11 protein-coding genes are annotated in these 12174 nt (G+C 72.3%); 5 read left to right on the forward strand and 6 right to left on the reverse strand.

Going from position 1 to position 12174, the window contains the following annotated elements; all coding sequences use genetic code 11:
• Positions 1-37 precede the first annotated feature (37 nt).
• The 3 genes from A3CE_RS0141770 to A3CE_RS0141780 all read right to left on the reverse strand — a co-directional run bounded on the left by A3CE_RS0141770 (position 38) and on the right by A3CE_RS0141780 (position 2880).
• Positions 38-610, reverse strand: coding sequence for a GNAT family N-acetyltransferase (locus A3CE_RS0141770; protein ID WP_020646070.1), 573 nt, complete (start codon positions 608-610; stop codon positions 38-40).
• A gap of 563 nt (positions 611-1173) precedes the next feature.
• Positions 1174-1983, reverse strand: coding sequence for a DNA-formamidopyrimidine glycosylase family protein (locus A3CE_RS0141775; RefSeq protein WP_020646071.1), 810 nt, complete (start codon positions 1981-1983; stop codon positions 1174-1176).
• Positions 1984-1986: 3 nt separating this feature from the next.
• A complete protein-coding gene (locus A3CE_RS0141780; protein ID WP_020646072.1) occupies positions 1987-2880 on the reverse strand; it encodes a ParA family protein in 894 nt (297 codons plus the stop codon).
• Between the two features lie 106 nt (positions 2881-2986).
• On the opposite strand from A3CE_RS0141780, the gene A3CE_RS0141785 reads away from it, so the two are divergent.
• The 3 genes from A3CE_RS0141785 (at position 2987) to A3CE_RS0141795 (ending at position 5608) form a co-directional block, all read left to right on the forward strand.
• On the forward strand, positions 2987-3712 hold the full coding sequence (locus A3CE_RS0141785; RefSeq protein ID WP_020646073.1) for a methyltransferase domain-containing protein: 726 nt from the start codon (positions 2987-2989) through the stop codon (positions 3710-3712).
• A gap of 84 nt (positions 3713-3796) precedes the next feature.
• Positions 3797-5011, forward strand: a complete 1215-nt coding sequence (locus A3CE_RS0141790) for a DNA polymerase IV (RefSeq protein ID WP_020646074.1) — start codon at positions 3797-3799, stop codon at positions 5009-5011.
• 195 nt (positions 5012-5206) lie between these two features.
• Entirely contained in the window at positions 5207-5608 is a 402-nt protein-coding gene (locus tag A3CE_RS0141795) for a DUF3040 domain-containing protein (RefSeq protein ID WP_020646075.1), read from the forward strand.
• Positions 5609-5978: 370 nt separating this feature from the next.
• Here A3CE_RS0141795 and A3CE_RS0141800 read toward each other — a convergent pair whose 3' ends face one another.
• From A3CE_RS0141800 to A3CE_RS0141810, 3 genes are read right to left on the reverse strand one after another with little or no spacing between them, the layout of a single operon-like run.
• The gene (locus A3CE_RS0141800; protein ID WP_020646076.1) at positions 5979-8591 is read right to left on the reverse strand and encodes a transglutaminase TgpA family protein; all 2613 of its coding nucleotides are present in this window, start codon (positions 8589-8591) and stop codon (positions 5979-5981) included.
• On the reverse strand, positions 8588-9862 hold the full coding sequence (locus A3CE_RS0141805; protein WP_020646077.1) for a DUF58 domain-containing protein: 1275 nt from the start codon (positions 9860-9862) through the stop codon (positions 8588-8590). The genes A3CE_RS0141800 and A3CE_RS0141805 overlap by 4 nt, the downstream gene beginning before the upstream one ends.
• A 25-nt stretch (positions 9863-9887) precedes the next feature.
• Positions 9888-10955 (reverse strand): AAA family ATPase, encoded by a 1068-nt coding sequence (locus A3CE_RS0141810; protein ID WP_026469371.1) that lies wholly within the window; start codon positions 10953-10955, stop codon positions 9888-9890.
• A gap of 313 nt (positions 10956-11268) precedes the next feature.
• Here A3CE_RS0141810 and A3CE_RS0141815 point away from each other — a divergent pair, with 313 nt between their 5' ends.
• Positions 11269-11619 (forward strand): hypothetical protein, encoded by a 351-nt coding sequence (locus tag A3CE_RS0141815; RefSeq protein WP_020646079.1) that lies wholly within the window; start codon positions 11269-11271, stop codon positions 11617-11619.
• Between the two features lie 4 nt (positions 11620-11623).
• Complete coding sequence (locus tag A3CE_RS0141820; protein ID WP_020646080.1) at positions 11624-12163, forward strand: DUF3558 domain-containing protein; 540 nt, start codon at positions 11624-11626, stop codon at positions 12161-12163.
• Positions 12164-12174: the final 11 nt, after the last annotated feature.

A 12174-nucleotide genomic window follows, 5' to 3' on the forward strand; every position in this document is an offset into this window, starting at 1 on the left:
CCGCGACCGGAGCGTCACTTCCGCGTGAACGGCACCACTACGCGCCGGCGGCCTGCAGGTCCTTCCACTCGTCCTCGAGCATCGCGTAGACCAGCTCGTCGGTCCACTCGCCCTTGACGATCTCGTTCTCCTTGAGGTGCGCTTCCTTGCGCATGCCGAGGCGTTCCATCAGCGTGGCGGAGGCGGTGTTGCGGCCGTCGCACCGGCCGACGATGCGGTGCAGCCCCAGATCCTCGAAGCCGAGCCGCAGCAGCTCCCGGGCCGCCTCGGCGGCCAGGCCCTTGCCGTGGTGGTCCGGGTGGAAGACGAACCCGATCTCGCCCTGCCGGTGCTCGCTGCTGAGCCACTCCAGGTTCAGGTCGCCGATCAGCTGTCCCGTCGCGGCCAGCTCGACCGCCACGGCCAGGAACTGCCCTTCCTTCGTCAACGTCGAGCTGTGCACCCGTTTCGCCAGTGCCGCGGCCGATTCGGCGCGGCTGCGCGGGCCCCAATAGAGGTAGCGGGCGACATCCTTGCGGGACTGGAAGGAGTTCAGCGCGTCGAGGTCGTCGGGCCTGAACGGGCGCAGGAGCAGGCGCGCCGTGGTGATCGGGTAGTCGGGCCGGAGCATGCTTCCAGGCTAGCGACCTTCAGCCGTCCGGGGGACAGGACGGCGAAACGCTGATCGCCGGATGGTCGTTCTGCGACGCCGGGTGGCATGACCTGCACAAATGAGCGACTGTGCCGGTCATGACCAATCCGGCCACAGTCACGGCCGCATGGCTTCGTAGCAACGGTTACGTGCCGCGCCGGGGGCGGCCTGCTCTTGGCCGGATTGGTCAATGAGGAACCCCCGGGGTGTCTCTCGGGCGCCGTCAAACGCCTGAGCCCGAGCCGGACTGGTGCTCGGGAACCCCGGGGGCACGGTGACTGCCTGGTATTCGCTATCAGGCATCACGTGGAGCAGGCGATGAGCCGAAGGTGGCTCAGGTGTATCGCTGCTCAAAGTCCTCCACGTGCCATCCGCTAGCGGACAGCCACCTCACGAGTCCTGTTGGAATACAACTTTGGACCACCTCCTCTCTCGTGTACTTCCACGCTAGGTGAAGTTCGCGGTGTCGTGCAACGTCATTCTTGGGACGGCGGTGATCTCACTGGGCGGCCGCCCGGTCCGTTCGCCGGCCGCGAACACGCCTACTCCGGCGGGTACGGCCCGGCCTGGTCCTTCGGGCAGAACCACGTCGGCCGGCGCCGGACGTCGTGGCCCTGGGTGCCGACGAGGACCTTGCCGCCGCAGCGGAAGCAGCCCTGCCGGGTCCGTTCGTAGACCCAGTTCTTCCGCTTCCGGTCGAGGTGGCCGGTGGTGCTCTGCGTGAAGCGCCCGGACGCGGCGTTGGTCACCAGCAGCTTCCGGGCGAGCGCGACCGTGCGCGCGGCGTCCACTTCGGACACCGGAGTCCACGGCGTCACGCCGAGCAGGAAGGCGATCTCGCACTTGTAGAGGTTGCCGACGCCCGCCATCACACGCTGGTCGAGCAGGGCGAGCCCGAGTTCGCGGGCCGGGTCGGCGGCGAGGGCCGCCGCCGCGCGCGCCGCGTGCTCTTCTGTCCACTGTGGATCGAGGAGGTCCGGTCCGAGGTGGGCGACGAGGTCGTGTTCCTTCGGTGTGGCCACGAGTTTGAGGTCGTGGACGCGGAAACCGATCACCTCGACGTCGGCCGCGGTCAGGATCACCCGGGCGTGGTGGGCGGGCCGGTGCCACCGCGCGCCGCGCGCGTTGACGTCCCACATGCCGTCCATCATCAGGTGCGAATGGAGCGTCAGCTCGCCGGAGAAGCGGGTGAACAGGTGCTTGCCGACCGTCCCGACCCCGAGCACCTCGCGCCCGGCGAGGTCCACAGTGGCCAGTTGAGGCACTCGGAACTCCCCGCGCAGCAGGGTTTTGCCGGCCAATGCCTGGTCGACGCGCTTTCCGACGAGGTAGACGGTGTCACCTTCGGGCACGGCTCACCCGGCGGATTCGGACACTTCGGTCGGAGCCTCGGGGGTCTCCGGCGCCGGGCCCTCGGGCCAGTCCGGGCCTTCGGGTTCCTCGCCGGCGATCCGGTGGCGGCCCGCCCGGTTGGAGCGCAGGATCTTCGCCAGCACCATGTTGAACGTCAGCGCGATCTCCTGCGCGCCGGGGGAGTGCCACTCGTGGATCGGGCTGCACGCGCCCTGCGCCTGCTGCACCGCCAGCCGGTCGGTGATCGCCGTCGGCATCACCAGCGAGCCGAAGTTCTCGCGCAGCTCGGCGATCCGGAACTGGTGCTCGTAGGACCGCACGCGCAGCTTGTTGACCAGGACGCCGATCGGGCGCAGGTCCGGGTTCAGCTCCTTGCGGATCTTCTCGATCGCCTCCAGCGCCCGCGTCGCCCCGGCGACGGCGTACATCGCCGGCTCGGTGACGATGAGCGCGCTGTCCGCGGCGACCAGCGCCGACTTCGTCAGCCGGCCCAGCGACGGCGGGCAGTCCAGGATCACCAGCTCGTACGGCGTCTCGCGCAGCGGCGTGCGGTGCAGCTCGTCCAGCGCGCGGGAGAAGTTCGCCAGCCGGTCGCTGTCGGCGTCGGGGTCGTTGAGCAGTTCCAGCTCTTCGGCGCCGACGAGGACGTCGACGTCCTCGCTCCAGACGCTCGGCGCGATCGCGCGTTCCAGCATCGCCCGGGTGGGGGTCTCGAGCACGTCCGCGAGGGTCGCGTCGGTGTAGGGCGGGTCGAGCGAGGTGGTGGCGTTGCCCTGCGGGTCGAGGTCGACCACCAGCGTCCGCGTGCCCCTACGCAAGGCGGCGGAGGCGATACCGAGAGCGACCGTCGTCTTGCCGACGCCTCCCTTGAGGCTGAGTACGGCGACCGTGTGCACGATGACCAGCCTACGGGTGCGGGCGAAAGGCGCCGCCGGGCAAGGGCCGTTCACTCGAAGGGAGGAGGCCGGTGGGTGGGCGAGGGCGGGCACTACCCTGTGCGACATGAAGACGGAGACCGTGGCCGCCCGGGGTTCGGGTGCCGTCCGCCGGGTGCTCGAGGCCGAGATCGAGGCCGTCCGCGCCCGGGGCGCCGAGCACCCCCACGTCGTCGACGTGGGTGGCGGCAGCGGTGGCTGGGCGGTTCCGTTCGCGGCCGCGGGCTGCCGGGTGACGGTCGTCGAGCCGAGCCCGAACGCCCTGGCCACGCTGCAACGGCGGGCCGGAGAGGAAGGCGTCTCCGAGCTGATCACGGTGATCGCGGACGACGCCGACGCGCTCGGCCGGCACGTCGAGGCCGGTTCGGCCGACCTGGTGCTGGCGCACGGCCTGCTCGAGATCGTCGACGACCCGGCCGCGGTGCTTTCGGCCCTGGCCACGGCGGTCGCACCGGGCGGCGCGGTGTCGGTGCTGGTCGCGAACCGGCACGCGGCAGTGTTCCACCGGGCGCTGGCTGGCCGGGTCGACGAGGCGCGGCAGCTGCTCGAAAGCGCCGACGGGGTCGTTGCGGGTGACACGGTGCTGCGGCGCTACTCCGCCGCCGGTCTCCGTGCCGGCCTGGAGGCCGCCGGCCTCGAAGTGACGTTGCTGCAGGGCGACCGGGTGATCGCCGACCTGGTCAACCGCGACGTCCGGGACGACGAGCTGGCGGCGTTCGAGCGGGTCGCCGCGGGGACGCCGGTGCTGCGGGACATCGCCGGCCGGCTGCACGCGGTGGCGCGCCCCGCCTGACCCGTACCGCACCGTGATCCGAAACTGTCGGTGCCGGCCGGTAGCGTGCCGGGCGTGGGGCGAAACGCTGAGCTGCCGGGCGGGATGGGCCGGTTCCGGGTCCGGCCGGGGGAACCGCTGCCGGACGACGCCGGGTGCGGAATGCTGCACGTCGACATGGACGCGTTCTTCGTGTCCGTCGAGCTGCGTACCCGGCCCGAGCTGGCCGGCAAGCCGGTCGTCGTGTCCGGCGGCGGGCCGCGGGCCGTCGTGGCCGCCGCGAACTACCCGGCGCGGAAGTTCGGCGTGCGCTCGGCGATGCCGTTCTCGACGGCCAAGCGGCTGTGCCCGCACCTGATCAACATCCCGCCGACCGCCGGGCTCTACGGCGAGGTCTCCCGCGGCGTCATGGGCATCTTCCGCGAGCTCACGCCCCTGGTCGAGCCGCTGAGCCTCGACGAGGCCTTCCTGGACGTCAGCGGGGCCCTGCGCCGCCTGGGCGCGACGCCGGCTTCGCTGGGCGCGCAGCTCCGCTCACGCGTCGCGGCCGAGCACGGGATCACCTGCTCGGTCGGCGTCGCGAAGGTCAAGTTCGTGGCGAAGCTCGCGTCGGGCATGGCGAAGCCGGACGGCATGGTCGTCGTGCCGGCGGCCGAGACCCTGGACTTCCTGCACCCGCTCCCGGTCTCGGCGCTGTGGGGCGTCGGGGCGCGGACCGAGGAACACCTGCGGCGCCTGGGCCTGGACACGATCGCCGATGTCGCCGCGTTCCCGCCGGAGCGGCTGAAGAAGTCACTGGGGACGGCCATCGGCGAGCACCTGTACCGGCTCGCGCACGGCATCGACGAACGATCGGTGGTGGTCGACTCGCCGGAGAAGTCGATCGGCGCCGAGCACACCTTCGACGTCGACCGGCACGACCGGGCCCAGCTGGGGCTGGAGCTGCTGCGGCTGGCCGAGCGGGTCGGCGCGACGCTGCGGGCCCGGGGCGTGCGCGGCCGGACCGTCTCGATCAAGGTCCGGTTCGCGGACTTCCGGACCATCACGCGGGCCCGCACGCTGGTTTCGGCCACCGACGTCGCGCGCGAGATCCACGCGGTCGCCGTGGCGCTGCTCACCGAGCACGCGCCGACCGGCGCCGTGCGGCTGATCGGCGTCCGCGTCGAGGGCCTCGACACGGGCGAGGCTGGGGAGCAGCTGGTGTTCGACTCCCCGGCGCCGCGGTGGCGGGACGCCGAGGTCGCGGCCGACATCGCACGGTCGAAGTTCGGTTCCGCGGCGGTGCGGCCGGCCTCGCTGCTGGCGCCGCGGGAGCCGTGATCCGGCGGTCGTGACCGTCCGCAACCCCGATCGGGAGGGAATTAGCCCAATTCGATCCCTACTGGATGCGGGATCGGGTAGTCGTCCGGGCGCGGGCCTCGTATCCTGGACAGTGCCACCCCGCCTGGGGTTGGCTGTTGGGTCCAGGACGTTGCGCGGCCCGGCGCCCGCGACAGCTGTGCCGGAGGAGGAAAGATGCCACTCTCCGAGCATGAGCAGCGGCTGCTCGATCAGATCGAGCGCGAGCTCTATGCCGAGGACCCCAAGTTCGCATCCACGGTGCGTGGCACCCGGTTGCGTCGCCCCGCTCGCCGACGGCGTATTCAGGGCATCGCCCTGTTCGTAGTGGGCGTGGCCCTGCTGGTGCTGGGCGTGGTGGTGCCGCAGTTCAGGGTGGCCGACATCCCGCTGATCAGCGTGCTCGGGTTCCTCGTGATGTTCTTCGGGGTCATGTTGGCCGTCACATCGATTCGGCACGGCGCCGACGCGGACGGCAAGGGTGGTGGATCCGGTTCCCGCGGCAAGCAGTCGGGCCACCGGAGCTCCTTCACCCAGCGGATGGAGGAGCGCTTCCGCCAGCGATTCGAGGAACAGTAGCGCCGCAAGCCACGAGATCCGCGTCCCGCCACCAGGCAGGACGCGGATCTTCTTGTGTGCTCTTCCCGGCGCGCCGAGGCCCGCCCGGCGCCGGTGACAGCGGGTGACCCCCACGCGGGTGAGCCGCGTGATCGAATCCGCACCTCGCGTGATCAGCCCCGCAACTCCCGTGATCGACGGCGCAACTCCCGTGATCGACGGCGCAACTCCCGTGATCGACGGCGGAACTCGCGTGATCAGCAGGTCGGCACGCGTGATTCAGGAGCCGACACGCGTGATTGAAGGGCCGACACAGGGGCAAGCTCGTGTCGGCCCTTCAATCACGCGTGCTGACCCTTCAATCACGCGTGATGGCGCTCGGAACACGGGGTCAGTCGCGGTTGCGGAAGACCGAACGGGGGAACAGGCGGCCCTTCCAGGACATCGGTGCGTTGCGGCGCAGGCTGCGGCGCAGGCTCTCGAACGCGGGGCGCAGCTCGGGCTGGGGGGCGTCGTCTTCGCCGTACCAGGACCGCTCCAGCACACCGATGACCGTTCGCAGGCCTTCGCGGCCTTCGTCGTCGAGGTGGTGCTTCGCGGCCAGCTTCTGGCTCGCCACCCGGACCGTGTCGCTGGTCGGGATGGGCAGGCCGCGGTCGGCGCACTCGGCCCGCAGCTCGTCCCACGCGGCGTCGGCCGCGCCGGACTGCTGACGGAGGATCCGCTGCAGCCGCCGTCGCCGGACGGCCTCCCGGATCATGGCCGGGCCCGCGAACAGCAGCAGCACGAGCACCACCAGGACGCCCAGCCACCAGGCCACGGTCGCCGCCAGGAAGCCGAGCGCGGCGATCCAGCACCCCACCGCCAGCAGCGGCAGCCAGCCGAGCAGCGCCTGGAGCCGGGACGGCGCCGTAACGGGCGCAGGGGCCCGCACGAGCAACGCGCCTTCGCTCCGGTCTCCGGCCGCCGGTTCGGTCTCGGGCGGCGGGATGCTTTCGAGGTCACGCGGCGCGGATCTCCGCGCGTTGAGGCGCCCGCGGTCGAGCAGCCCACGCAGCAGTGACGCGACGAACAGCGCCACCGCACCGAGCGCGGCGAGGAAGAGCGCGAAGTTCATCAGCCAGTCGTCGCTGCCGGTCGCTTCCTTCGCGCCCTGCGGCGTCTGCGCGTTCTGGCCCGCGTCCCGCGGGACGCCGGTCGGCGGGGCGCTCGACTGGACCGTGCTCGGCGCCACCTGCGTGTCGTCCGGCTGGTTGCCGTCCTGGGCGCCGGCCTGCAGGTACGACGGGGTGATGCCGCGGCCGTCGGACAGCGGCGTCGGGTCGAACGTCACCCAGCCCTTGCCGCCGAAGTACGCCTCGACCCACGCGTGCGCGTCCTGGGTGCTGATCGACAGGTAGTCGTTGACCTGGACGCCCGGGGTGAAGCCGATGGCCACCCGCGACGGGATGCCCGCCACCCGCAGCATCACGGCCATCGCCGACGCGAACTGCTCGCAGAAGCCGCGCTTGCCGTTGAGGATGAAGTCGGCGAGCGCGTCGGCGTCGTTCGCCGGCGCGGTCTTCGTGTCGTAGACGAACCCGTTCTGCGCCGTGAAGTACCGCCAGATCGCCGTGGCCCGGTCGAAGTCGTTGGACGAGCCGGCGACCAGCTGCTGGGTCTTCGCGCTGACGCGGTCGTCGACCCGGGCGATCTCGGTGTAGCGCGGGGGCAGGTCGTCGACCCGAGGGGTCACGCGCAGCTCCGGGGCCGTGGGCTCCCTCAGCGACGCGTATTCGGTGTAGGACGGCGGAGCCTCGCTGCGCGTGGTGAACACCGTGCCGCTGATCTGGTCGTAGAGGTAGCCGTTGGCCGCGCCGTCGATGAGCCGGGGCGCGCCGTAGACCGGCAGCCAGTTGTCCCGCCAGCTCGTCGGCTCGACGTCGATCTTGCGCGCGGCTCCGCTGCCGTCGTCGCCGGGCGCGGCCGGCAGCTGCGGCCCCACCGGGACGCCCTGCTGTGAACGGCCTTCGTCGTGCAGGCCCCAGCCCTTGTTGGGGTAGTAGGTGTCCAGCGTCATCGCGCGCAGCAGCCGCCGGTCGGTGCCGAGGCCGCGGACCTTGAACAGCTCGCGGTTGGTCCCCTGGTCGAGCATGCCGCGCAGCTCGGTGAACGGCTGGATGCCGAACCCGCCGGACCCCGCGCCGGGGCCGTTGCCGCCCTCGCCGAACGGGATCCGCCCGACCGTGCCGACCCACGTGATCGCCCCGCCGAACAGGCCGAGCACGATCGCCGCGCAGACCACCGCGACCGGCGCGGACAGCACGCCCGGCTTGCCGCTGCGCCCCGGCGCTTCCCGGGTGCGCCAGCGGCGGTGCCGGTGGTTGCCGTCGACGGCCAGCAAGGCGGCGAAGGCCGCGCCGCCGAGCAGGAACGTCCACCACGGCAGCATTTCCTCGCTCAACGCGGCCGGCACGGCGTAGACGCAGAGCAGCACGAGCCCGGTCGCGGCGGGCGCCGCGGCGGACACCGTCAGCGTGTCGACCAGGACGGCGACCAGGCCGACGAGGATCGTCACCAGGCACAGGATCGGCTGGCTGCCCTCGACCGGCGGCAGCCCCACCCTGATCTGCTCGGCGGCGGCCGAAAGCGTGGTCCCGATCTCTCCGAACGCCTCCGGGCCGGGGATGACCTGCAGGAACCCGTGCGTGGTGAAGGCCCCGGTGATCAGGAAGAGCAGCACGATCAGCTGGCCAAGCCCGACCAGGACGGTCGGCACCTGCAGCGAGCGCAGCGCCAGCCCGGTCGCGGCGATCAGCAGGACCGCGACGAACAGGTAGCCGAACCAGGCCAGCCCGGACACGACGCTCGTCACCGACGTCGCCGCGCAGAGCGTCGCGATCCCGGCGGCGACCGGGGCGAGGACGCTGCTGCGCCAGGCCGAAAGCGGGCGCCCGGACCGGGGCGCGGGCCGGTCGAACTTGCGCGGCGGGGCGGCGGTGTTGTTCGGGGCGGCGGGGTTCATCGCAGCCCCCCGATCAGCGTGCCGCGGCCGGCGCCGCTGCGGCACAGCTCGGCCCAGACCTGCGGCATCGGCGAGCCGGGGCCGGCGACGACCACGCCCCAGCCCGCCGCGCGCAGCAGCGCGGCGGAGTCCTCGGTGGCGGCGGCCCGCTGCTGCGGCGCGGTCACCCCGGCCGACCACGTGGGCGTGTCGAGCAGGACGGCGAGGCTGCGGATGCCGCGCGGGCGGAACTGGGTCAGCTCGTGGACGGCTTCGGTGCTGACCGTGCCGAGCACGGCGATCAGCTCCTGGCCGTCGGCCGGGTCGCTCGCCAGCGTGATGTCGCGCTGGTGCGCGGGCTGCAGCGCGGCCAGCGCGTCGAGCACGACGTGGTCGTAGTGGTCGCCGCCGTCGCCGGGGGTGTCGGCGAGCGTGGCGCCGTGCTCGCTGACCAGCCGGACGCGGTGCCCGGACCGGCGCAGGTGCAGCGCGGCCGACCCGGCGAACGACACCGCCCACTCCAGGCTGGCGGCCGGGCCGGAGCCGTGGTGCGCGGCGGCGCGGTGGTCGAGCAGCACCGTGGTGCCGCCGCGCCACGGCCGTTCCTCGACGCGCACCATGATCTCGTCGCGGCGGGCGGTCGAGCGCCAGTGCACCTTCCGCAGGTCGTCGCCCTGGCGGTACTGGCGGACGATCACGTCGGCCTCGCCCTGCCCGGCGTGCAGCCGGACCGTGCCGTCGTCGCCGACGCCGATGCCGGCCCCGCTCGGCAGGCCCCACAGCGAGACCACGCGCGGCACCACGACGAGCCGGGAGTGCCCGATCAGCTCGCGCTCGAACTCGCACAGCCCGAACGGGTCGGTGATGGTCGCCCGCAGCGGCCCGACCTGCTGGATCCCGCGCAGCACGGGCTGCAGGGGATAGCGCAGCGCGACGCGGCGGTCGTGCGGGAGCCGTTCGACGACGAACCGCGGCCGCGATCCCAGCGCGTACGGCACGCCGTCTTCGAGGAGGATCTCGCCGGCCGGGAGCCGGCCGCTGCGCCACAGTTCCAGCTGCACCTCGCCGTTGCCGCCGACGGCGACTCGCTGGGGGTGCAGTGCGCGGGTGGCGCCGATGCGCAGCCGGGTCGCCGAGATGAACGCGGCGACCAGCAGCGGCAGGGCCACCACGAACACCGCGACCCGCAGCAGGTCGCGTTCGTTGAGCACCAGCGAGCACACCGCGGCGGCGATCCCCGCGGCCAGGAGGCAGCGGCCGCGGGTGGTCAGGCCGGACAGGGCACGCAGCATGCCGTTCTCTTCCCTTTCGGCGGGACTACGGCCGGGAGCCCTGCGGCACCGGCACCCGGTGCAGCACGGCGCGCACGACGTCGGTCGCCGAGCGGCGCGCGGCGTGGGCTTCGGTGGTCAGCACCAGGCGGTGCGCCAGGACGGGGACCGCGACCGTGTGCAGGTCGTCGGGCACGACGTAGTCGCGGCCCGACAGCGCGGCCTGCGCCCGGGCCGCGCGGACGAGGTGCAGCGTGGCCCGCGGGGACGCGCCGAGCCGGATCTCCGGGACCTGCCGGGTGGCCGCGACGACGTCGACGGCGTACCGGCGGACCTCCGGCGCCATGTGCACGCTGCGGACCGTCTCGATCAGCCGGTGCACGGTTTCGCCGTCGGAAACCGGCTGCAGATCGTCCATCGGGTTGTGGCCGGCGTGCTCGTCGACCATGGCCAGCTCGGCCTGCTGGTCGGGGTAGCCGATGGAGACGCGCGCGGTGAACCGGTCCCGCTGGGCTTCGGGCAGCGCGTAGGTGCCTTCCATCTCGATCGGGTTCTGGGTGGCGATCACCATGAACGGCTCGTCGAGGTGGTAGGTCGAGGTGTCGACGGTGACCTGGTGCTCTTCCATGCACTCGAGCAGCGCCGACTGCGTCTTCGGCGAGGCGCGGTTGATCTCGTCGCCGACCACGATGTTCGCGAACACCGGGCCGGGCCGGAACTCGAACTCGCCGCTCTGCCGGTTGTAGATCGAGACGCCGGTGACGTCGCTCGGCAGCAGGTCGGGGGTGAACTGGATACGGCTGACCGTGCAGTCGATCGACCGGGCCAGCGCCTTGGCCAGCGACGTCTTGCCGACGCCGGGCACGTCCTCGACCAGGAGGTGGCCTTCGGCGAGCAGGGTGACCAGCGCGATCCGGATGACGTCGGGTTTGCCGACGAGCACCCGCTCCACGTTGGCGGCGATCCGCCGGGCGGTCTCGTGCAGTTCGTCCAGCGGCACTCTGCCGGGACGGCCGGGGGACCGGCCGTTGACCGAGGACTCCGCCGGGTAGGGCGGTCGCTCGGATGCCTGCTCGCCCGATCCGGGCGCCGCAGACTGGATTCTCGACGTCACTCGACCTCCTGGTGGCGCATGGCCGCGCGCGTTGTGCGCACTGCCGGGCCGAACGGCCCCCTCGCTGCTGTCCGCGCGCAGCGACCAGCCTTCCACCCAGTGTGTCAAACCCGGGCTAACCGGGGGGCGGAACCCCGCGATGGCCGGGGACGTTCCTCCGGCACTGCGGTCGATGACCCTGCGCAAGCAGCGACGATACCCCGATCGGGTGTCTTTCACCCGATTCTGGGTGCTCCCGCTGGCCCTCTGCTCTGTCGTAGGCTTTGTTCGAGGTTGCCCGACTGTGTCCGCTTTCGGAGAGGCGTAACCGGTTATGAGCGAGGTGCGAACGCAGCCGCCGTTCGACTTGCGCGGCTTCGCGGTCGCGCCCGAGCTCGCGACGGACGCTTACGCGAAGCTCGGCGAACTGCAGGACGTCGTCGGCGAGATGGTCCGCGAGGCCAAGGTCCTCGGCCGGACCGTGCCGCTCGGCGGTGGGTACGCCGGCGAGATCGGTGAGTTCATGGCCGAGTACGGCATCGGCGGGCAGGGCTCGGCCGTCCAGCAGCTGACCGCGTTCGGCAAGGAGCTCGAGACGCTCAAGCACCGGATCGGCGACGCGCTGGCGAAGTACCAGCACGCCGACGAGCAGGCCGCGGACGGCGTGGACTGCTCGGGGGGCTGAGCGCGTGCGGAAGAAGTACCTGTGGGCGCCGGCGGTCCTGTTCGTGCTCGCGGGCTGCGGGCACCAGCCGGGGGCAGGGGCCGTCAGCCACGCCTCGACGCACGCTTCGGCTTCGCCGGTTCCCCCGCCCGTCGTCGCTTGGACGGGCCTCGCCGCGATCGACCCCTGTGCGCTGCTCACCCCGCAGGACCGGTCGACCGCCGGGGTGAGCGTGCCCGGCAAACCCAAGGACATCGCGGGCGCCCGGGCCTGCGACTGGACCGTGCCCGGCGCCTTCGGCGTCACCGTGACCCTCAGCGAGACCGACGGCCTGGCCGACCTCGAGGTCGCGAAGAAGACGGCCACGAAGACGAAGGTCGGTGGCCACCCGGCGTTGCAGGTGGCGGACAAGAAGGCCGCCGACGGCACCTGCGCCCTTCTGCTCGGCGTGGGTGAGGCGGCCAGCGTCCAGATCGACGTCAGCAACACCGGCTTTTCGGACACCCCGCTCGCGTGCCGCCGCGCGGGCACGGTGGCCGGGCTGGTCGAACCGAAACTGCCCTGAGGGAGGTGCGC

This window comes from Amycolatopsis balhimycina FH 1894, from assembly GCF_000384295.1.
In the GTDB taxonomy this organism is placed as follows: Bacteria; Actinomycetota; Actinomycetes; order Mycobacteriales; family Pseudonocardiaceae; genus Amycolatopsis; species Amycolatopsis balhimycina.